The sequence below is a fragment of the Pseudomonas sp. F-14 TE3482 genome (genome assembly GCF_053629455.1).
This window is the reverse complement of sequence record NZ_JBRJII010000001.1, coordinates 1646496-1665628: the sequence shown is the minus strand read 5'-3', so window position 1 is coordinate 1665628 and position 19133 is coordinate 1646496. Positions and strand designations below refer to the sequence as shown.

23 protein-coding genes are annotated in these 19133 nt (G+C 60.2%); 17 read left to right on the top strand and 6 right to left on the bottom strand.

What is annotated here, in order from left to right; all coding sequences use genetic code 11:
- Window positions 1-24: 24 nt before the first annotated feature.
- The 4 genes from AB7M26_RS07430 to pilG form a co-directional block, all read right to left on the bottom strand.
- On the bottom strand, window positions 25-2073 hold the full coding sequence (locus AB7M26_RS07430) for a methyl-accepting chemotaxis protein (RefSeq protein ID WP_123500223.1): 2049 nt from the start codon (window positions 2071-2073) through the stop codon (window positions 25-27).
- Window positions 2074-2212: 139 nt separating this feature from the next.
- On the bottom strand, window positions 2213-2746 hold the full coding sequence (locus AB7M26_RS07425) for a chemotaxis protein CheW (RefSeq protein WP_123500224.1): 534 nt from the start codon (window positions 2744-2746) through the stop codon (window positions 2213-2215).
- 10 nt (window positions 2747-2756) lie between these two features.
- Window positions 2757-3122 (bottom strand): twitching motility response regulator PilH, encoded by a 366-nt coding sequence (gene pilH, locus AB7M26_RS07420; protein WP_008068134.1) that lies wholly within the window; start codon window positions 3120-3122, stop codon window positions 2757-2759.
- 57 nt (window positions 3123-3179) lie between these two features.
- A complete protein-coding gene (pilG, locus tag AB7M26_RS07415; protein ID WP_008068133.1) occupies window positions 3180-3584 on the bottom strand; it encodes a twitching motility response regulator PilG in 405 nt (134 codons plus the stop codon).
- 233 nt (window positions 3585-3817) lie between these two features.
- On the opposite strand from pilG, the gene gshB reads away from it, so the two are divergent.
- The 7 genes from gshB to AB7M26_RS07380 all read left to right on the top strand — a co-directional run bounded on the left by gshB (window position 3818) and on the right by AB7M26_RS07380 (window position 9839).
- The gene (gene gshB / locus AB7M26_RS07410; RefSeq protein ID WP_123500226.1) at window positions 3818-4771 is read left to right on the top strand and encodes a glutathione synthase; all 954 of its coding nucleotides are present in this window, start codon (window positions 3818-3820) and stop codon (window positions 4769-4771) included.
- Between the two features lie 65 nt (window positions 4772-4836).
- On the top strand, window positions 4837-5736 hold the full coding sequence (locus AB7M26_RS07405) for an energy transducer TonB (RefSeq protein ID WP_123500229.1): 900 nt from the start codon (window positions 4837-4839) through the stop codon (window positions 5734-5736).
- Window positions 5737-5926: 190 nt separating this feature from the next.
- Entirely contained in the window at window positions 5927-6499 is a 573-nt protein-coding gene (locus AB7M26_RS07400; protein ID WP_123500231.1) for a YqgE/AlgH family protein, read from the top strand.
- Complete coding sequence (gene ruvX, locus AB7M26_RS07395; protein WP_007897947.1) at window positions 6499-6936, top strand: Holliday junction resolvase RuvX; 438 nt, start codon at window positions 6499-6501, stop codon at window positions 6934-6936. Before AB7M26_RS07400 ends, ruvX begins: the two co-directional genes overlap by 1 nt.
- A gap of 99 nt (window positions 6937-7035) precedes the next feature.
- Window positions 7036-7539, top strand: coding sequence for a bifunctional pyr operon transcriptional regulator/uracil phosphoribosyltransferase PyrR (pyrR, locus tag AB7M26_RS07390; RefSeq protein ID WP_007897945.1), 504 nt, complete (start codon window positions 7036-7038; stop codon window positions 7537-7539).
- A gap of 27 nt (window positions 7540-7566) precedes the next feature.
- A complete protein-coding gene (locus tag AB7M26_RS07385) occupies window positions 7567-8571 on the top strand; it encodes an aspartate carbamoyltransferase catalytic subunit (RefSeq protein WP_123500233.1) in 1005 nt (334 codons plus the stop codon).
- Entirely contained in the window at window positions 8568-9839 is a 1272-nt protein-coding gene (locus AB7M26_RS07380; RefSeq protein WP_123500235.1) for a dihydroorotase, read from the top strand. Before AB7M26_RS07385 ends, AB7M26_RS07380 begins: the two co-directional genes overlap by 4 nt.
- Before the next feature lie 97 nt (window positions 9840-9936).
- Here AB7M26_RS07380 and AB7M26_RS07375 read toward each other — a convergent pair whose 3' ends face one another.
- On the bottom strand, window positions 9937-10368 hold the full coding sequence (locus AB7M26_RS07375; RefSeq protein ID WP_007897940.1) for an NINE protein: 432 nt from the start codon (window positions 10366-10368) through the stop codon (window positions 9937-9939).
- Between the two features lie 250 nt (window positions 10369-10618).
- Between AB7M26_RS07375 and AB7M26_RS07370 the strand changes: the two genes are divergently transcribed.
- Window positions 10619-11239 carry a C40 family peptidase gene (locus tag AB7M26_RS07370; RefSeq protein WP_123500237.1) on the top strand — a complete coding sequence of 207 codons (621 nt, stop codon included), beginning with the start codon at window positions 10619-10621 and terminating at the stop codon, window positions 11237-11239.
- Window positions 11240-11381: 142 nt separating this feature from the next.
- Here the strand turns inward: AB7M26_RS07370 and AB7M26_RS07365 are convergent, their stop codons facing one another.
- The gene (locus AB7M26_RS07365) at window positions 11382-12416 is read right to left on the bottom strand and encodes a type IV pilus twitching motility protein PilT (protein WP_123500239.1); all 1035 of its coding nucleotides are present in this window, start codon (window positions 12414-12416) and stop codon (window positions 11382-11384) included.
- A 56-nt stretch (window positions 12417-12472) separates the two neighbouring features.
- Here AB7M26_RS07365 and AB7M26_RS07360 point away from each other — a divergent pair, with 56 nt between their 5' ends.
- The 9 genes from AB7M26_RS07360 to hemW all read left to right on the top strand — a co-directional run bounded on the left by AB7M26_RS07360 (window position 12473) and on the right by hemW (window position 19129).
- Complete coding sequence (locus AB7M26_RS07360) at window positions 12473-13159, top strand: YggS family pyridoxal phosphate-dependent enzyme (RefSeq protein ID WP_123500241.1); 687 nt, start codon at window positions 12473-12475, stop codon at window positions 13157-13159.
- Between the two features lie 36 nt (window positions 13160-13195).
- Window positions 13196-14014, top strand: coding sequence for a pyrroline-5-carboxylate reductase (gene proC, locus AB7M26_RS07355; RefSeq protein WP_123500243.1), 819 nt, complete (start codon window positions 13196-13198; stop codon window positions 14012-14014).
- Window positions 14015-14038: 24 nt separating this feature from the next.
- Window positions 14039-14626 carry a YggT family protein gene (locus AB7M26_RS07350; protein ID WP_123500245.1) on the top strand — a complete coding sequence of 196 codons (588 nt, stop codon included), beginning with the start codon at window positions 14039-14041 and terminating at the stop codon, window positions 14624-14626.
- Window positions 14626-14922 carry a DUF167 domain-containing protein gene (locus AB7M26_RS07345; RefSeq protein ID WP_063342256.1) on the top strand — a complete coding sequence of 99 codons (297 nt, stop codon included), beginning with the start codon at window positions 14626-14628 and terminating at the stop codon, window positions 14920-14922. The genes AB7M26_RS07350 and AB7M26_RS07345 overlap by 1 nt, the downstream gene beginning before the upstream one ends.
- Before the next feature lie 183 nt (window positions 14923-15105).
- On the top strand, window positions 15106-16245 hold the full coding sequence (metX, locus tag AB7M26_RS07340; protein WP_123500247.1) for a homoserine O-succinyltransferase MetX: 1140 nt from the start codon (window positions 15106-15108) through the stop codon (window positions 16243-16245).
- A gap of 7 nt (window positions 16246-16252) precedes the next feature.
- Window positions 16253-16873: a methionine biosynthesis protein MetW gene (metW, locus tag AB7M26_RS07335; RefSeq protein WP_052964988.1), complete on the top strand. Its 621-nt coding sequence runs from the start codon at window positions 16253-16255 to the stop codon at window positions 16871-16873.
- Between the two features lie 26 nt (window positions 16874-16899).
- Window positions 16900-17334 (top strand): DUF4426 domain-containing protein, encoded by a 435-nt coding sequence (locus AB7M26_RS07330; RefSeq protein WP_063342254.1) that lies wholly within the window; start codon window positions 16900-16902, stop codon window positions 17332-17334.
- A complete protein-coding gene (gene rdgB, locus AB7M26_RS07325; protein ID WP_123500249.1) occupies window positions 17331-17927 on the top strand; it encodes an RdgB/HAM1 family non-canonical purine NTP pyrophosphatase in 597 nt (198 codons plus the stop codon). The genes AB7M26_RS07330 and rdgB overlap by 4 nt, the downstream gene beginning before the upstream one ends.
- Window positions 17924-19129 (top strand): radical SAM family heme chaperone HemW, encoded by a 1206-nt coding sequence (gene hemW / locus AB7M26_RS07320; RefSeq protein ID WP_123500251.1) that lies wholly within the window; start codon window positions 17924-17926, stop codon window positions 19127-19129. The genes rdgB and hemW overlap by 4 nt, the downstream gene beginning before the upstream one ends.
- The last annotated feature ends 4 nt before the right edge of the window (window positions 19130-19133 follow it).

Here is a 19133-nt window from a genome sequence, read left to right as displayed (position 1 = left end):
AAGATGCATCCGCCCAGAGGCGGTTCAAGCGTTGTCCGCAGACTTGGCCGGCAAGGTGAAACCGGACACCGAGCGCCGCAGCTGGCTGGCCATTTTCGCCAGGTTGCCAATGCTCTCGGCGGTGGCGGTGGAGCCGGACGAGGTCTGCGTGGTGATCTGCTGGATCACGTTCATCGTCAGGGAAATCTGGCCGGCCGACGAAGTCTGTTGCTGCGCGGCGTTGGAAATACTCTGGATCAATGCCGCTAGAGTCTTCGATACGCCTTCGATTTCTTCCAGGGCCACCCCGGCATCCTGCGCCAGACGCGCGCCGCGCACCACTTCCGTGGTGGTCTGCTCCATGGAAATCACCGCTTCGTTGGTGTCGGCCTGAATCGCCCGCACCAGCGTTTCGATCTGCCGGGTCGCCGCAGACGAACGCTCGGCCAGACGCTGGACTTCGTCGGCCACCACCGCAAAACCGCGCCCGGCGTCACCGGCCATCGACGCCTGAATCGCGGCGTTGAGGGCGAGGATGTTGGTCTGATCGGCAATGTCATCGATCAGGCTGACAATGTCGCCGATTTCCTGAGAAGACTCCCCCAGCCGTTTGATGCGCTTGGCGGTGTCCTGAATCTGCTCGCGAATATTGTCCATGCCATGAATGGTGTTGTGCACCACTTCGTTGCCCTTGTTGGCGATTTCCACCGAGCGTTCGGCCACCGCTGAGGATTCGGCGGCGTTGGCCGAGACCTGATCGATGGACTGGGCCATGTCGTTGATGGCCGTGGAGGCTTCGGAAATCTGCTGCGCCTGATGCTCCGAGGCCTGGGCCAAGTGCATGGCAGTGGCCTGGGTTTCCTGCACGGCGGCGGCGACCTGGCCGGCGGTGAGGTTGATGGTCGCCACCAGATCGCGCAGTTGGTCGACGGAATAGTTGATCGAATCAGCGATGGTCCCGGTGAAGTCTTCGGTCACCGAGGCGGTCACGGTCAGGTCGCCGTCGGCGAGGTCTTCGATTTCGTCCAGCAAACGCATGATCGCGTTCTGGTTGCGCTCGTTCTTCTCGGCGGTTTCACGCAGTTGACGGTTGGTTTCGCGCACCATCACCAGGCCGATGAGGATGATCGACATCAGCGCCAGCAAGCCCAGTACATAACCACCGATAGTGCCGGTGTTACGCCCGCCGGCGAGGTTTTCGAAACGGCTGGCCAGTTGCGAAGCCTCATCGAGCAGGGTTTGCGACAGGGTAAAAATGTTGGTGGCCGATTCACGGACCTTGAACAGTTGTGGCGACGTTTCGAGGATTTCATCCACCGAACCGGATACGAACTCGAACAGCTCGGAAATCTCGGTCAACCGGGCGCGCGCGTCGCGGTCTTCGACCTGGCTGATTTTCAGCGCCGCGTTGCCTTGAAGCATGCCGTTGAGCACCAAGCCGAAACGCGCCGCGTCGCGACCGAAAGCGTCGGCCGCCTGCTGCGAATTTTCATCACCGGACAGCACGGTATTCACCGCACCAAGAATCCGCTCGGCCAGCAGCGACTGACGCTGGGCCATCGCCACTTGAGTGGCCGGGGCGCCACGTTGCAGGAGGGTTTCGACGACCTTTTCATACTCGACCTGCAACTGCGGCACGGTTTCGGCCAGCGTTGCGGCGACTTGATGCAAGGACAACACAGTCTGTTCGCTGGAGAGGATGGCGTCGGTGTTTTTCAGCAGACGCTCCCAATCCAGCTGCACGGCGCGCATTTCCGGGCGCACGGTGGACGGTGCCGGCGGCAGGCCGGTGGAAGGATCGCCTTTCTTCAGGTAGCCCCAACGCTGGGCGAAGTCATTGCGTGCATCGCTGAGCAACTTGAACGCCGCGGCCTTGCCGGCGGCGGCTTCGGTGGCGTTCTTGGCGATGCGTTGGGACAACACGCGCAGCTCACCGGCGTGGCCGATGTACTGTTTATCGTAATTCGCCTGGGTGTTGAGGTACGCGAAGTTGGCGAACAGCAGCATGATGAAGACGATCAACGCGATGAACAGCGCAATGATCTGCGACCGACTGCGCGACCCTTCTGGCTTGCCTGTTTTTGCTTTTATCATCGGTTCTCGCCTGTTAACCAACATCTTGTGAGACCTGACAGGAACCCTGTGGGAGCGGGCTTGCCCGCGATGAGGGCGTGTCAGTCGACATCTATTGAACCTGACACGCCGCTATCGCGGGCAAGCCCGCTCCCACAGGTTATGCGGCGACGTTCATGAAACCTTGCGACTGCGCCAATGCAAACGGGCTGAATACCTGCCAATTCTGCTCACGCTGAAACCGGCCTTTGATGAACGGTGCAATCGGGCCGCTCAAGGTATTTACCGGTTCCAGGCTGTCCTGGGCAAAGTGCTGCAAGCCAAACACTTCATCGACCAGTAGCCCGGCAAACACCTCGTTGTGCTCCACCACCAAAACCCGCCGCTGCTTGCGCAGATTCGACAGTTCATGACCGATGAAGCCGCTCAAATCCATGATCGGCAGCAATCGCCCCCGCAGGTTAGCCACGCCCTTGACCCAGGGCTTGACCCCCGGCAATTGGGTCACGCGCGGTTCGTGCAGGACTTCGCTGACTTCGCCCATGGGCGCGACGTACCAATGCTCGCCCAAGCGAAAGCCGATGCCGCTCCAGCTGTCCTGTCGGGTCGGCTGGGACGGCAAGTCCGCCGCCAGCAGACGACAGCGCTGGTCAATCTGCAGCAGCAGTTCGAAAGCCGTCAGCGACTCGGTCATGACCGGACGATCAACCGGCCAGCACGTTGTTCAGGGTTTTGATCAGGGTCTCTTCGTCAACCGGTTTGGTCAGGTAGTCCTTGGCGCCCTGGCGCGTGCCCCAGACTTTGTCGGTTTCCTGATCCTTGGTGGTGATGATGATCACTGGAATGTGCCCGGTTTCCGGGTCTTTGGTCAGCTGACGGGTCGCCTGGAAACCGTTAAGGCCGGGCATGACGATGTCCATCAACACCGCGTCGGGTTTTTCCTGACGGGCCAGCGCCACGCCGTCGGCGCCGTTTTCGGCTTTCAACACCTCATGACCGTGCTTTTCGAGCATGCCGGTCAGTTTGTACATTTCGGTCGGCGAGTCATCGACGATCAGAATACGTGCCATGGTCTTCCCCATTCTTGTCGACACCGGGCCCCATGGCCGAGTGTCACTGTGCGTGTCCTACTGCGGCGAAACGGCGGTGAAGCCCGGTACATGGGCCTGAATCGCGTTCAGCAGTTCTTCCTTGCTGAAAGGCTTGGTCAAAAACTGGTCGGAACCGACGATCCGCCCCTTGGCCTTGTCGAACAACCCGTCCTTGGACGACAGCATAATCACTGGCGTGGACTTGAACGCACTGTTGTTCTTGATTAAAGCGCAGGTCTGATAACCATCCAGACGCGGCATCATGATGTCGACAAAGATGATGCCGGGGTGATTGTCGGCAATCTTGGCCAGGGCATCGAAACCATCGATTGCGGTGATGACTTCACAGCCCACGTTTTTCAACAGCGTTTCGGCGGTGCGACGAATCGTTTTCGAATCATCGATCACCATGACCTTCAAGGCGCTGGAATGCTGTTCCATAGTGGCTCTACCGTCGCCTTTGTGAATCAATTTGTCCGTTTGCCGCTCATCGCTGGCTCGAAACCCTTGATACTTAAGGGCCAACAGGGCATGGCAGTCTTTTTAGCACAGTCTCCCCATCCAATCTATCGGGCGACCCTGGCGGTGGTTTTTCCTTGACCGGGAACACACTCAGCGCCACTCTGACGCCACTTTTTCACAACACTTTCCACCCCAATTTCGAGGAAAACCCCATGAGCGTTCGCGTCGGGATTGTCATGGATCCTATCGCCAGCATCTCCTATAAAAAGGATAGCTCGCTGGCCATGCTGCTGGCCGCGCAAAAGCGTGGCTGGGAACTGTTCTATATGGAACAGCGCGATTTGTATCAGGCCGAAGGCGAGGCTCGCGGGCGGATGCGTCCGCTGAAAGTATTCGCCAACCCGGAAAAATGGTTTGAACTGGGCGCCGAAAGCGATGCGCTGCTGAGCGATCTGGACGTGATCCTGATGCGCAAGGATCCGCCGTTCGACATGGAATTCGTCTATTCCACGTATTTGCTGGAACAAGCGGAAAATGCCGGCGTACTGGTGGTCAACAAGCCGCAGAGCCTGCGTGACTGCAACGAAAAGCTGTTCGCCACGCTGTTCCCGCAGTGCACGCCGCCGACCATCGTCAGCCGTCGCCCCGACGTGTTGCGTGAATTCGCCGACCATCACGGTGACGTGATCCTCAAGCCGCTGGACGGCATGGGCGGCTCGTCGATCTTCCGTCACACCGCGGGCCACCCGAACCTGTCGGTGATCCTCGAAACCCTGACCTTGCATGGCCGTCAGCAAATCATGATCCAGGGTTACCTGCCGGCAATCGTTGATGGCGACAAGCGCATCCTGATGATCGACGGCGAGCCGGTGGATTACTGCCTGGCACGGATTCCCGCGCTCGGTGAAACCCGTGGCAACCTCGCCGCCGGTGGCCGTGGCGAAGCCCGACCGCTGACCGAGAAAGATCGCTGGATCGCCGCGCAAGTCGGCCCGACCCTGCGTGAGAAGGGCTTGCTGTTCGTCGGTCTCGACGTGATCGGTGAGCATCTGACCGAAATCAACGTCACCAGCCCGACCTGCATTCGTGAGATCGATAACGCGTTCGGCACCGACATTGGTGGCCTTCTGATGGATGCCATCGATCAGAAGCTCAAGGCTCGTTGATAGAGACAACCAACATTGCGTTATCATCCCCGGCTTGTAAAAAACGCGATGTTGGTTTTCTTGTTATGACACTCCCGTCCGATCTGCCCCCTGAACTCGCCCACCGTGGCGTGCGTCCGGCTGATCGCCTCGGTTTCACCCTGTTTCTCGCGGCGCTGATCCACCTGGCCTTGCTGTTGGGCGTCGGGTTCTCCATGGTCGAACCCAAGCAAATCAGCAAAACCCTGGAAATCACCCTCGCCACGTTCAAAAGCGAAAAGAAGCCAGAAAAAGCTGACTTTCTCGCCCAGGAAAACCAGGAAGGCAGCGGCACCCTGGAAAAAAAGGCGACGCCCAAGACCACCGAGGTCGCGCCCTTCCAGGACAACAAGGTGCAGCCAGTCACCCCACCGCCAACCGCCACGCCGCCAGTGCCGGAAGCAGCCCCCAAGGCAGCCGTGACGACCGTCGCGCCGAAACCGAAAAAAACCGCGACCAAGCGCGAAGAGATCAAGACCGAAACCAAACCCAAGGTCGTGGCACCTACCTTCGACAGCGCACAGTTGTCCAGCGACATCGCCAGCCTGGAAGCGGAACTGGCCAGTGAACAACAGCTTTACGCCAAGCGCCCGCGCATCCACCGCTTGAGCGCCGCATCGACCATGCGCGACAAGGGTGCCTGGTACAAAGATGAATGGCGCAAGAAGGTCGAGCGCATCGGCAACCTCAACTACCCCGACGAAGCCCGGCGCAAACAGATTTACGGCAATCTGCGACTGATGGTCTCGATCAACCGCGACGGCTCGCTGTATGAAGTGCTGGTGCTGGAGTCTTCCGGCCAGCCGCTGCTGGACCAGGCGGCGCAGCGCATCGTAAGGCTCGCGGCGCCGTTTGCACCGTTTACCGGGGATCTGTCAGACATCGATCGTCTGGAAATCATTCGGACGTGGAAGTTTGCGCGTGGGGACCGGTTGTCCAGTAATTGACCAGCACAAAACCCCTGTGGGAGCGGGCTTGCCCGCGATAGCGGTCTGTCTGACACTTCAATTTTGGATGTAGCGCCGTCATCGCGGGCAAGCCCGCTCCCACAGGGAACAGGTTGTTTGCGGGTATTCGGGGCATTTCCTGTGCATCCTCGGCTTGTCAGTTCGCCCCTCCAACGCCACACTAGCGCTCATGAAGAACGTCAGCCCCAGCTACCTCAAGCATCACTTCCTGATCGCCATGCCTCATATGGCCGACCCGAACTTTGCGCACACCTTGACCTACATCGTCGAGCACACGGCCAATGGTGCCATGGGGCTGGTGGTCAACCGTCCGCAGGACCTGAACCTGGCCGATATCCTCGAGCAATTGCGCCCCGATATCGAACCGCCGGTACTCTGCCAGCATGTGCCCATTTTTATCGGCGGCCCGGTGCAAACCGATCGTGGTTTTGTCCTGCACCCGTCGGGAAAAACCTATCAGGCAACCGTTGATCTGGACGGCGAATTGTCGCTGTCGACTTCGCAGGATGTACTGTTCGCCATCGCCGACGGCGTCGGCCCCGCGAAAAGCCTGATCACCCTCGGCTACGCCGGCTGGGAAGCCGGGCAACTGGAAGCCGAACTGGCCGACAACGCCTGGCTGACCTGCCCGTTCAATGCCGACATCCTGTTCAATACCAGCAGCGAATTACGTCTTGAAGCGGCGGCCAAACACCTGGGCGTCAATCTCAGCCTGCTCACCAACCAGGCGGGGCACGCCTGATGGCCCTGCGGTTGATTTTGGGTTTCGACTACGGCACCAAACAGATCGGCGTTGCGGTCGGTCAGGTGATTACCGGCCAGGCCCGCGAGCTGTGCACCTTGAAGGCGCAAAACGGCATTCCTGACTGGAATCAGGTCGAAGCCCTGATTAAAGAGTGGAAACCCGACGCTGTGGTGGTCGGCCTGCCGCTGAACATGGACGGCACGCCGAGCGACATGTGTCTGCGGGCCGAGAAGTTCGCCCGCCGCCTGAACGGCCGCTACAACCTGCCCTTCTATACTCACGACGAGCGCCTGACCACCTTCGAGGCCAAGGGCGAACGCCTGGTCCGTGGCGGCCAGAAAGGCAGTTACCGCGACAACCCGGTCGATGCCATCGCCGCCGCACTGCTGTTGCAAGGCTGGCTCGACGAAAACACCGCGCTGTTCGAATCCTGACCGCACCTAATTCTGAAGAGCCGCTGCGGCGTCTCCCTTAGCTACAACCCGAGCCACCCCTCAAGCGGCATCCGGCTCGGGACAAAGAAGGAGCAAACCATGAGCCTGCCCAATCCCGCCGAACTGATCAGCCAGATGGCGATCCGTCTCAAGGCTTATCTGGAAAACCGGGGCATCAGTGAACCGCGCTATATCGGCATTCGGACCGGTGGCGTCTGGGTCGCGCAGGCGTTGCTCGATGAACTGGGCAGCGATTCGCCCCTGGGCACCCTGGACGTTTCGTTCTACCGCGACGACTTCAGCCAGAACGGCCTGCACCCACAAGTACGCCCATCGGCGCTACCGTTCGAGATCGAAGGCCAGCACCTGGTACTGATCGATGACGTGCTGATGAGCGGTCGGACCATCCGCGCTGCAATGAACGAACTCTTCGACTACGGCCGCCCGGCCAGCGTGACGCTGGTATGCCTGCTGGACCTGGACGCCGGTGAACTGCCGATCCGGCCGAACGTGGTTGGCGCGACGCTGTCGCTGGCGGCCCATGAACGAGTGAAACTGTCCGGCCCGGAACTCAAGCTCGAACTTCAAGACCTCGCCCTTTAATTCGCCCTATTGAGAGTCCCCCTCGCGATGACGCCTCTAGAAACCAAGCGCCCGCTGCAGCTCAATGAACAGGGCCAGCTGCGCCACTTCCTCTCGCTCGACGGTTTGCGCCGCGAGCTGCTGACGGAAATCCTCGACACCGCCGACTCGTTCCTCGAGGTTGGCGCCCGGGCGGTGAAGAAAGTCCCGTTGCTGCGCGGCAAGACCGTGTGCAACGTGTTCTTCGAGAACTCCACCCGCACCCGCACCACCTTCGAACTGGCGGCTCAGCGGCTGTCGGCTGACGTGATCACCCTGAACGTGTCCACATCGTCGGCGAGCAAGGGCGAAACCCTGCTCGACACCCTGCGCAACCTGGAAGCCATGGCCGCCGACATGTTCGTCGTGCGTCACGGAGATTCCGGCGCGGCGCACTTCATCGCCGAGCATGTCTGCCCGCAAGTGGCGATCATCAACGGCGGCGACGGCCGTCATGCCCACCCGACCCAAGGCATGCTCGACATGCTCACTATTCGTCGGCACAAGGGCGGCTTCGAAAACCTTTCGGTGGCCATCGTCGGCGACATCCTGCATTCGCGGGTAGCGCGCTCGAACATGCTGGCCCTGAAAACCCTTGGCTGCCCGGACATCCGCGTGATTGCGCCGAAAACCCTGCTGCCGATCGGCATCGAGCAATACGGCGTGAAGGTGTACACCGACATGACCGAAGGCCTGAAAGACGTCGACGTGGTGATCATGCTGCGCCTGCAGCGTGAACGTATGACCGGCGGCCTGCTGCCGAGCGAAGGCGAGTTCTACCGCCTGTTCGGCCTGACCACCGCGCGCCTGGCCGGGGCCAAACCGGATTGCATCGTCATGCACCCGGGGCCGATCAACCGCGGGGTGGAAATTGAGTCGGCGGTGGCCGACGGCCCGCACTCGGTGATCCTCAACCAGGTGACCTACGGCATCGCGATTCGTATGGCTGTGCTGTCCATGGCCATGAGCGGGCAAACAGCCCAGCGCCAATTCGAGCAGGAGAACGCCCAGTGAAGCTCAGCATTCTCGGCGCACGCGTTATCGATCCGGCCAGCGGCCTGGATCAAGTGACTGATATCCACGTTGAAGCCTGCAAGATCGTCGCCCTCGGCGCCGCTCCGGCAGGTTTCGTTGCAGTAGACACCATCGACGCCAAAGGCCTGGTTGCCGCCCCCGGCCTGGTTGACCTGAACGTCGCCCTGCGCGAGCCGGGTTACAGCCGCAAAGGCTCGATCGCCAGCGAAACCCGTGCCGCCGCTGCCGGTGGCGTGACCAGCCTGTGCTGCCCACCGAAAACCAAACCGGTGCTGGACACCTCCGCCGTGGCCGAACTGATCCTCGACCGCGCTCGCGAAGCCGGCAACACCAAAGTCTTCCCGATTGGCGCCTTGAGTAAAGGCCTGGATGGCGAACAGCTGGCCGAACTGGTCGCCTTGCGCGATGCCGGCTGCGTGGCCTTCGGCAACGGTCTGGAGAGCTTCCGCAACACCCGAACCCTGTGTCGGGCGCTGGAATATGCAGCAACGTTCGATCTGACGGTGATTTTCAACTCTCAGGACCATGATCTGGCCGAAGGTGGCTTGGCTCACGAAGGTCCGACGGCGAGTTTCCTCGGTTTGCCGGGCATTCCGGAAACCGCTGAAACCGTGGCCCTGGCCCGGGACCTGCTGCTGGTCGAGCAAAGCGGCGTACGCGCACACTTCAGCCAGCTCACCAGCGCCCGCGGTGTGGCGCTGATCGCCCAAGCCCAGGCCCGTGGCCTGAAGGTCACGGCGGACGTGGCGTTGTACCAGCTGATCCTCACCGACGAAGCGCTGATCGACTTCAGCAGCCTCTATCACGTCCAGCCGCCGCTGCGCACTCGTGCGGACCGCGACGGCCTGCGGGCAGCGGTGAAATCGGGGGTGGTCTCGGCCATTTCCAGCCATCACCAGCCCCATGAGCGCGATGCCAAACTGGCGCCGTTCGGTGCCACCGAACCGGGCATCAGCAGTGTTGAACTGCTGCTGCCGCTGGCGATGACTTTGGTGGAAGACGGTTTGCTCGACTTGCCGACGCTGCTCGCACGCTTGGGCGCCGGTCCTGCCGAAGCGTTGCGTTTACCAGCGGGCAAATTAGCGGTAGGAGGGCCGGCAGATATCGTGCTGTTCGACCCTGCGGCCTCGACCGTGGCCGGTGAGAACTGGTTGTCGAAGGGCGAAAACTGTCCGTTCATTGGCCATAGCTTGCCGGGTGTGGTGCGTTACACCCTGGTGGATGGACGGATCAGTCACCAGGCGTGAGACCTGTGGCGAGGGAGCTTGCTCCCGCTGGGCTGCGCAGCAGACCTGTTTTGGGGTCGCTTCGCGACCCAGCGGGAGCAAGCTCCCTCGCCACAACTTACTGGAAGGCGCCTCTGTTCTGCGCATTGCGAATCGACACTTGGTCATTCAACGTCCAGAAGTCATACAACACCCCCAGAAAGAACACCCCGCCTGTCACCAGATACAGCAACCCGCTGATCCATTTCCCCTGATACATCCGGTGCACACCGAATACCCCCAGAAACGTCAGCAGAATCCACGCGACGTTGTATTCGATGGGGCCAGCGGTAAAGCGCAGGTCCGCTTCACGGTCCATGGAGGGGATCAGAAACAGGTCGATCAACCAGCCGATACCCAGCAAGCCGAAGGTAAAAAACCAGATTGTCCCGGTCACCGGCTTGCCGTAATAGAAGCGGTGAGCCCCGGTAAAACCGAAAATCCACAACAGGTAACCAATCACTTTGCTGTGTGTGTCTTGCTCTGAAACGGGGTGTTGATAGGTGTTCATGGATGACCTCGACTCACACGATAGAGAAATATTCTTGAATTCTTTGTGACTTTTTTACAGGCGGCCGACATACGGCAAATGCTAACTTCATTCCTGCCAAAGCCTTGTAATACCTGACTTTTGTCAGACAACCCACGTCAACTTTGCCGATTTTTAGTTCCGCGGCCCGCCGTTTGAATCGACCAACGGCCTCGGAAGGGCCAAAAAAGCTGTTATAAAGTTGCGCGTTCACCCATATGAGCCTTGCCTAATGCGTCCATTTTTCAAGACATGGCTAACCATTTGCCTATTATTGCCCCTGGCCGCCCACGCCACCAATCGTGAGCAACGTCTTCCTAGCGTTAATGGTTACACCCCAAAATCCCACGTTTCTGCTCCTTCGAGCAAAAACAAACAAACAGTAAAACGCTCCAGCCAACTGAGCAGCGTAAACAGCAAGCTGGTCCCGCCAATGGCCAGCAAGGAAAGCAGCAACGTATTGAGCCGCGCGGTAAACGTGCTCGGTACACCTTATCGTTGGGGTGGCAGCAGCCCAAGTAAAGGGTTCGATTGCAGCGGTCTGGTGAAATACGCGTTCAACGACGCCACGTTTGACCTGCCTCGTACCTCCAACGCCATGGCCAGCGGTCATGGCGAGAAGGTCGATCGCAACGATCTGAAGCCAGGCGACCTGATTTTCTTCAACATCAAGAGTCGTCGGGTCAATCATGTTGCCATCTACCTGGGCAACGACCGCTTCATCCACGCACCCCGCCGTGGCAAGTCGGTGAGCATCGACACCCTGAAGAAACCGTACTGGGAAAACCACTATGTGGTTGCCAAGCGGGTTCTGCCGAAAGAACAGAACGCATTGCGGGTTGTTCAGCGCTGATTTGAAAGCGCCCCCCTTCTGAAGATGGGCACTTGTGGCGAGGGAGCTTTCTCCCGTTCGAGTGCGCAGCGCTCGCAGTTTTTGGGGCCGCTTCGCAGCCCAGCGGGAGCAAGCTCCCTCGCCACAGGTTCGCATTCCAACCTCAAAAATTATCCGGCGACCGCGCCTTCTCCCGCGCATGCTCGCGGCTGATCACGCCCTTGGTCACCAACTCCTTCAGGCACATATCCAGCGTCTGCATCCCCAGCGACCCTCCGGTCTGAATCGACGAATACATCTGCGCCACCTTGTCTTCGCGGATCAGGTTACGGATCGCCGAAGTGCCAAGCATGATTTCGTGGGCGGCAACTCGCCCGCCGCCGATTTTCTTGATCAATGTCTGCGACACCACCGCCAGCAATGACTCGGAGAGCATCGAGCGCACCATCGATTTCTCGTCGCCCGGAAACACGTCCACCACCCGGTCGATGGTTTTCGCCGCCGACGTGGTGTGCAGCGTGCCGAATACCAGGTGACCGGTCTCGGCGGCAGTCAATGCCAGCCGAATAGTCTCCAGATCACGCATCTCCCCCACCAGAATCACGTCCGGGTCTTCGCGCAGGGCCGAGCGCAGCGCCGTGGCGAAGCTGCGGGTATCGCGATGGACTTCGCGCTGATTGATCAGGCATTTGCGCGATTCATGGACGAACTCGATCGGGTCTTCGATGGTGAGGATGTGGTGATGGCGATGGTTGTTCAGGTAATCGATCATCGCCGCCAATGTGGTGGACTTGCCCGAACCGGTCGGGCCGGTCACCAGCACCAGGCCCCGGGGGGCTTCGGTAATCTTGCGAAACACTTCCCCCATCCCCAGATCGTCCATGCTCAGCACCTTGGACGGAATGGTCCGGAATACCGCGCCCGCACCCCGATTCTGGTTGAAGGCATTGACCCGAAAACGCGCCACGCCGGGCACTTCGAAGGAAAAGTCGGTTTCAAGATGCTTCTCGAAGTCCACCCGCTGGAGGTCGTTCATGATGTCGTAGATCAGCTCATGCACTTCCTTGTGATCCAGAGCCGGCAGGTTGATGCGTCGCACATCGCCGTCGACACGGATCATCGGTGGCAGGCCGGCGGACAGGTGCAGGTCAGACGCGCCTTGTTTGGCGCTGAAAGCCAGCAGCTCAGTGATATCCATAGCGCTCCTCAATTCCAGTAGAATGCCGCGAACCTTCAGACCGCTGGCGCCTCTTGATGTCCACGATAGCAGACAACATTCTTCAGGTTAGTTCACGCATCCAGGCAGCAGCCAAAGCCGCCCACCGCGATGAGAACAGCATCCAGCTGCTGGCCGTGAGCAAGACCAAGCCCGCCGAAGCCCTGCGGGAAGCGTATGCCGCCGGCCTGCGCGACTTTGGCGAAAACTACCTGCAGGAAGCCTTGGGCAAACAGCTCGAATTGGCCGACCTGCCCTTGATCTGGCACTTCATCGGCCCCATTCAATCGAACAAGACTCGCGCTATCGCCGAGCATTTCGACTGGGTGCATTCCGTGGATCGCTTGAAAATCGCACAACGGCTGTCCGAACAACGTCCCGCCGATTTGCCTCCCTTGAACATCTGCATCCAGGTCAACGTCAGTGGTGAAGCCAGCAAGTCTGGCTGCACCCCGGCCGACCTGCCCGCCCTGGCCAATGCCATCAGCGCTCTGCCTCGCTTGAAATTGCGCGGTTTGATGGCGATTCCCGAGCCGACTGAAGATCGCGCCGCTCAGGACGCGGCTTTTGCTGCCGTACAGAGCCTGCAAGCCAGCCTGAACCTGCCACTCGACACACTTTCCATGGGCATGAGCCACGACCTCGAGTCGGCCATTGCCATGGGCGCCACTTGGGTCCGTATCGGAACGGCCCTGTTTGGTGCCCGCGACTACGGCCAGTCTTGAAACAATGGCTGACACCTCTCTTTATAAGGACCTGACATGAGCAAGACTCGTATTGCCTTTATCGGAGCCGGCAACATGGCCGCCAGCCTGATCGGCGGCCTGCGCGCCAAAGGTCTGGACGCCGCGCAAATCCGCGCCAGTGATCCGGGTGAACAAACCCGTGCCCGCGTGAGTGCCGAACACGGCATCGAAGTGTTCGCCGACAACGCCGACGCCATTCAGGGCGTGGACGTGATCGTGCTGGCGGTCAAACCCCAGGCGATGAAAGCCGTGTGCGAAGCCATTCGCCCAAGCCTTGCGCCGAATCAACTGGTGGTCTCGATTGCGGCAGGCATCACCTGCGCCAGCATGAACAACTGGCTTGGCGCCCAGCCCATCGTGCGCTGCATGCCCAACACCCCGGCGCTGCTGCGTCAGGGCGTGAGCGGTTTGTTCGCCACCAGCGAAGTGAGCGCCGAACAACGCCAGCAAGCTGAAGAATTGCTGTCGGCGGTTGGCATTGCCCTGTGGCTGAACGAAGAACAGCAACTGGACGCGGTCACCGCCGTTTCCGGCTCGGGCCCTGCGTATTTCTTCCTGCTGATCGAAGCCATGACCGCCGCGGGCGTGAAGCTCGGCCTGCCAGCGGACATCGCCGCACAACTGACCGTGCAAACCGCTTTGGGTGCTGCACACATGGCGGTCGCAAGCGATGTCGACGCGGCTGAACTGCGTCGTCGCGTGACGTCGCCTGCGGGCACCACCGAAGCGGCGATCAAGTCGTTCCAGGCCGGCGGCTTCGAAGCCCTGGTAGAAAAAGCACTCGGCGCCGCTGCGCACCGCTCGGCCGAGATGGCTGAGCAACTCGGTCGCTAATCAGCTCTTACAAAGGAATCAATGATGCTCGGACTCAATGACGCTGCCATTTTCATCATCAAAACCCTGGGCAGCCTGTACCTGCTGATCGTGCTGCTGCGCTTCATCCTGCAACTGGTTCGGGCGAATTTTTACAACCCGCTCTGCCAGTTCATCGTCAAAGCCACTCAACCGCTGCTCAAGCCCCTGCGCCGGGTCATCCCGAGCATGTTCGGGCTGGACATGTCGTCACTGGTACTGGCGCTGATCGTGCAGATGGTGCTGATAGCAGTCATCCTGCTGCTCAAAGGCTTCGAGGTCGACTTGCTGCTTTTGGTGCCTTGGGCACTGATCGCAGTCTTCTCGCTGTTTCTGAGTGTTCTTTTCTACGCGATGATCATCAGCGTGATCCTGTCCTGGGTCGCCCCTGGGAGCCACAATCCGGGCGCAGAGCTGGTACAGCAGATCACTGAACCGGTACTCGCCCCGTTCCGCCGTATCATTCCGAACCTGGGCGGCCTCGACATCTCGCCGATCTTCGCGTTTATCGCGATCCAGTTACTGCAAAGCTGGCTGATCCCGCGACTTGCGTACTATGCCCTCATGCCGCAGGGGCTGCTCGGCCTGATCTGATGAGCTACTTTCGCTGGGACGGTGATGACCTGATTCTGGAATGTCACCTGCAACCGGCGGCCCGCAGCGATGATTTCTGCGGGCTGCATGGCGATCGCCTGAAGATCCGCCTGACCGCACCGCCGGTTGAAGGCAAGGCCAATGCGTACCTGATGGCGTTTCTGGCCAAGGCGTTCGGGGTTTCCAAGAGTCAGGTGAGTTTGATCAGCGGAGAGCTGAACCGGCAGAAACGGGTGCGGATTTGTTCACCGAAGAAGCTGCCGGATTTGCCGGATCTGGTTCGACAGTCCGGCTAACCGTGTCATCGTTCATCGCGGGCAAGCCACGCTCCCACAGGGGTACGCATTCCAATGTGGGAGCGTGGCTTGCCCGCGATGGTCACGCCTCGGTCTCACAGGAAAAAATCAGGCCCGGCCTTTGCTTGCCGCTAGCCACAGCGGTCTTTAGACTTACGCCTCATTTCAATGAGAGCAGGGTCGATGCCAGCTGCCTTCCCCCCCGATTCTGTTGGTCTGGTGACGCCGCAAGTGGCGCACTTCAGTGAACCCCTGGCCTTGGCCTGCGGACGTTCGCTGCCCGCTTATGACCTGATCTACGAAACCTACGGCACGCTGAACGCTACGGCGAGCAACGCCGTGCTGATCTGCCACGCCTTGTCCGGTCACCATCACGCTGCCGGCTTCCACAGCCCCGACGACCGCAAACCCGGTTGGTGGGACAGCTGCATCGGCCCCGGCAAGCCGATCGACACCAACAAGTTCTTCGTGGTCAGCCTGAATAATCTCGGCGGGTGCAATGGTTCCACCGGCCCCAGCAGTGTCAATCCGGAAACCGGCAAGCCATTCGGCGCCGATTTCCCGGTACTGACCGTGGAAGACTGGGTCCACAGCCAGGCGCGTCTCGCCGACCTGCTCGGCATCCACCAATGGGCGGCGGTGATCGGCGGCAGCCTCGGCGGCATGCAGGCCTTGCAGTGGACCATCACTTACCCGGACCGCGTGCGGCACTGCCTGGCCATCGCCTCGGCACCGAAACTGTCGGCGCAGAACATCGCGTTCAACGAAGTCGCACGCCAGGCGATCCTCACCGACCCGGAGTTCCACGGCGGCTCGTTCCAGGAAGCAGGTGTAATCCCCAAGCGCGGGCTGATGCTGGCGCGGATGGTCGGGCACATCACGTACCTGTCCGACGACTCCATGGGCGAGAAATTCGGTCGCGGCCTGAAGAGCGAAAAGCTCAACTACGACTTCCACAGCGTCGAGTTCCAGGTCGAAAGCTACCTGCGCTATCAGGGCGAAGAGTTTTCCGGACGTTTCGACGCCAACACCTACCTGCTGATGACCAAGGCACTGGACTACTTCGACCCGGCGGCAAACTTCGACGACGACCTGGCGAAAACCTTCGCCAATGCCCAGGCCAGGTTCTGCGTGATGTCCTTCACCACCGATTGGCGCTTCTCCCCTGCCCGCTCGCGGGAACTGGTGGACGCGCTGATGGCGGCCAGGAAAGACGTCTGCTACCTGGAGATCGACGCTCCGCAAGGCCACGATGCCTTCCTGATTCCGATCCCGCGTTATTTGCAGGCCTTCAGCAATTACATGAACCGTATAGCGCTTTGAGGAAGACATGAGAGCCGATCTGGAAATCATCCAGGAATGGATCCCCGCCGGCAGCCGCGTGCTCGACCTCGGTTGCGGTGATGGCGAGTTGCTGACCTGGCTGCGTGACCACAAACAGGTTACCGGCTATGGCCTGGAAAACGACCCGGACAACATTGCCGAGTGCGTGGCCAAGGGCATCAACGTCATCGAGCAAGATCTGGACAAGGGCCTGGGCAACTTCGCCAGCAACAGCTTCGACATCGTGGTCATGACCCAGGCCCTGCAAGCTGTGCACTACCCGGACAGGATCCTCGACGAAATGCTGCGCGTCGGTCGCCAGTGCATTATCACCTTCCCCAACTTCGGTCACTGGCGCTGCCGCTGGTACCTGGCGAGCAAGGGCCGGATGCCGGTTTCGGAGTTTCTGCCGTACACCTGGTACAACACGCCGAACATCCACTTCTGCACTTTCGAAGACTTTGAAGCGCTGTGTCGCGAACGTGAAGCCAAGGTCATTGATCGGCTTGCCGTGGATCAACAGCATCGGCATGGGTGGGCCAGTAAGCTATGGCCTAATCTGTTAGGTGAGATCGGCATCTACCGCGTCAGCAGCCCCGGTCTGCCGGACCACAAGGTCGCGGTCTGAATCACGACACTTCGAGGAGAACGATCATGGGTCGTCTAGCACTGTTTTTACTTACTGCCTGCCTGAGCGTCACCGCCATGGCCGCCGACGTCATCAAGGGCGAGCGCAAGGAAACCTTTGGCGACGTGACGGTGCATTACAACACCTTCAATTCCACCTTCCTGACGCCGGAAATCGCCAAAGCGGCGGAGCTGACTCGCAGCAAGAATCAGGGCGTGATCAACGTCTCGGTACTCAAGGAAGGTAAACCACAGACGGCTCAGGTCAGCGGCACGGTCAAAGACCTGACCAGCCAAAGCATCCCGCTGAAGTTCAAACAGATCACCGAAACAGGTGCGGTGTACTACATCGCCCAGTTCCCGGTGGATCAGCAGGAAATCCGCACCTTTGACATCAAAGTGCAGACCGGCGACAAAACCAACACCATCAGTTTCCAACAAGAGCTTTTCCCTGGCCAATGATGAATTTCACCCAACTCGTACTGGCCAGCCACAACGCCGGCAAACTCAAGGAACTCCAGGCCATGCTCGGCGAATCGGTGCACTTGCGCTCGATCGGCGAGTTCAGCAGCGTCGAGCCTGAAGAAACCGGCCTGTCGTTCGTCGAGAACGCCATTCTCAAGGCACGCAATGCCTCGCGCATTTCCGGGCTGCCAGCCTTGGCCGACGATTCGGGGCTGGCGGTGGATTTCCTCGGCGGTGCACCGGGCATTTATTCGGCCCGTTACGCCGACGGTAAAGGCGATGCGGCGAACAACGCCAAACTGCTCGACGTCTTGAAAGATGTGCCCGAAGCCGAGCGCGGTGCGCAATTCGTCTGCGTGCTGGCATTGGTGCGTCATGCCGACGATCCGTTGCCGATCCTCTGCGAAGGCCTGTGGCATGGGCGCATCCTGACCCAGGCCAGCGGCGAACACGGTTTCGGCTACGACCCGCTGTTCTGGGTGCCGGAGCGCGAGTGCTCCAGCGCCGAGCTGAGCCCGAGCGACAAGAACCAGATCAGTCACCGCGCCCGTGCAATGGATCTGCTGCGCCAGCGTCTGGGCCTGAAATGACCCATGACTCGTCCGCGTCGCCGCTGATCTTCGGCGGCGCCGCCCAATCGCCGCGAGCGGCCCTGCCCGTACTGCCGCCCTTGGCGTTGTACATCCACATTCCATGGTGTGTACGCAAATGCCCTTATTGCGACTTCAACTCCCACACCGCCAGCCCCGTGCTGCCGGAAGAAGAATATGTCGACGCCCTACTGGCCGACCTCGATCAAGACCTGCATGCGGTCTATGGCCGTGAGCTGAGTTCGATCTTCTTCGGTGGCGGCACGCCGAGCCTGTTCAGTGCCAAGGCGCTGGGTCGCCTGCTCAAGGGCGTCGAGCAACGAATTCCGTTTGCCAGCGACATTGAAATCACCCTGGAAGCCAACCCCGGAACCTTCGAGCAGGAAAAGTTCGTCGCTTACCGGGCGCTGGGCATCAATCGCCTGTCGATCGGCATCCAGAGCTTTCAGGAAGAAAAACTCAAGGCCCTGGGGCGGATTCACAACGGCGATGAGGCCGTGCGTGCCGCCGGCATGGCGCGTCAGGCCGGTTTCGACAACTTCAACCTGGACCTGATGCATGGTTTGCCCGATCAGTCCCTGAACGATGCCCTGAACGACCTGCGCCAGGCCATTGCCCTGAAGCCGACGCACCTGTCCTGGTATCAGCTGACGCTGGAACCGAACACGGTGTTCTGGAACCAGCCGCCGACGCTGCCGGAAGACGACACCCTGTGGGATATTCAGGAGGCCGGTCAGGCACTGTTGGCCGAACACGGTTACGTGCAATACGAAGTTTCGGCCTATGCCCTGCCCGGTCGTGCGGCGCGGCATAACCTCAATTACTGGAGTTTCGGCGACTTCATCGGCATCGGCGCCGGCGCCCACGGCAAGCTCAGCCATCCGGACGGGCGCATCGTGCGCACCTGGAAGACCCGCCTGCCGAAGGACTACCTCAATCCGGCCAAAAGCTTCAAGGCTGGCGAGAAAGCGCTGCCCGACGAAGAACTGCCGTTTGAGTTCCTGATGAACGCCTTGCGCCTGACCGAGGGCGTCGAAGCGCGGTTGTATCCGGAGCGCACCGGGCTGTCCCTGGAAAGCCTCGCCGAAGGCCGTCGCGAAGCCGAACAAAGTGGCTTGTTGCAGGTCGAACCGTCACGTCTGGCCGCCACGCTGCGCGGACAACTCTTTCTCAATGACTTGCTGCAAAAATTTCTGACATAAGGAA

Excerpts from the sequence above, each read along its gene's own strand:
- AB7M26_RS07375 (WP_007897940.1), bottom strand. The coding sequence starts at position 10,368 with ATGAACACCTATCAACACCCCGTTTCAGAGCAAGACACACACAGCAAA.
- proC (WP_123500243.1), top strand. The coding sequence starts at position 13,196 with ATGAGCAAGACTCGTATTGCCTTTATCGGAGCCGGCAACATGGCCGCC.
- AB7M26_RS07330 (WP_063342254.1), top strand. The coding sequence starts at position 16,900 with ATGGGTCGTCTAGCACTGTTTTTACTTACTGCCTGCCTGAGCGTCACC.
- metW (WP_052964988.1), top strand. The coding sequence starts at position 16,253 with ATGAGAGCCGATCTGGAAATCATCCAGGAATGGATCCCCGCCGGCAGC.
- rdgB (WP_123500249.1), top strand. The coding sequence starts at position 17,331 with ATGATGAATTTCACCCAACTCGTACTGGCCAGCCACAACGCCGGCAAA.
- hemW (WP_123500251.1), top strand. The coding sequence starts at position 17,924 with ATGACCCATGACTCGTCCGCGTCGCCGCTGATCTTCGGCGGCGCCGCC.
- pyrR (WP_007897945.1), top strand. The coding sequence starts at position 7,036 with ATGAGCCTGCCCAATCCCGCCGAACTGATCAGCCAGATGGCGATCCGT.
- AB7M26_RS07425 (WP_123500224.1), bottom strand. The coding sequence starts at position 2,746 with ATGACCGAGTCGCTGACGGCTTTCGAACTGCTGCTGCAGATTGACCAG.
- AB7M26_RS07345 (WP_063342256.1), top strand. The coding sequence starts at position 14,626 with ATGAGCTACTTTCGCTGGGACGGTGATGACCTGATTCTGGAATGTCAC.
- pilG (WP_008068133.1), bottom strand. The coding sequence starts at position 3,584 with ATGGAACAGCATTCCAGCGCCTTGAAGGTCATGGTGATCGATGATTCG.
- gshB (WP_123500226.1), top strand. The coding sequence starts at position 3,818 with ATGAGCGTTCGCGTCGGGATTGTCATGGATCCTATCGCCAGCATCTCC.
- pilH (WP_008068134.1), bottom strand. The coding sequence starts at position 3,122 with ATGGCACGTATTCTGATCGTCGATGACTCGCCGACCGAAATGTACAAA.
- AB7M26_RS07365 (WP_123500239.1), bottom strand. The coding sequence starts at position 12,416 with ATGGATATCACTGAGCTGCTGGCTTTCAGCGCCAAACAAGGCGCGTCT.
- AB7M26_RS07360 (WP_123500241.1), top strand. The coding sequence starts at position 12,473 with ATGTCCACGATAGCAGACAACATTCTTCAGGTTAGTTCACGCATCCAG.
- metX (WP_123500247.1), top strand. The coding sequence starts at position 15,106 with ATGCCAGCTGCCTTCCCCCCCGATTCTGTTGGTCTGGTGACGCCGCAA.
- AB7M26_RS07400 (WP_123500231.1), top strand. The coding sequence starts at position 5,927 with ATGAAGAACGTCAGCCCCAGCTACCTCAAGCATCACTTCCTGATCGCC.
- AB7M26_RS07350 (WP_123500245.1), top strand. The coding sequence starts at position 14,039 with ATGCTCGGACTCAATGACGCTGCCATTTTCATCATCAAAACCCTGGGC.
- AB7M26_RS07430 (WP_123500223.1), bottom strand. The coding sequence starts at position 2,073 with ATGATAAAAGCAAAAACAGGCAAGCCAGAAGGGTCGCGCAGTCGGTCG.
- AB7M26_RS07405 (WP_123500229.1), top strand. The coding sequence starts at position 4,837 with ATGACACTCCCGTCCGATCTGCCCCCTGAACTCGCCCACCGTGGCGTG.
- AB7M26_RS07385 (WP_123500233.1), top strand. The coding sequence starts at position 7,567 with ATGACGCCTCTAGAAACCAAGCGCCCGCTGCAGCTCAATGAACAGGGC.
- AB7M26_RS07370 (WP_123500237.1), top strand. The coding sequence starts at position 10,619 with ATGCGTCCATTTTTCAAGACATGGCTAACCATTTGCCTATTATTGCCC.
- ruvX (WP_007897947.1), top strand. The coding sequence starts at position 6,499 with ATGGCCCTGCGGTTGATTTTGGGTTTCGACTACGGCACCAAACAGATC.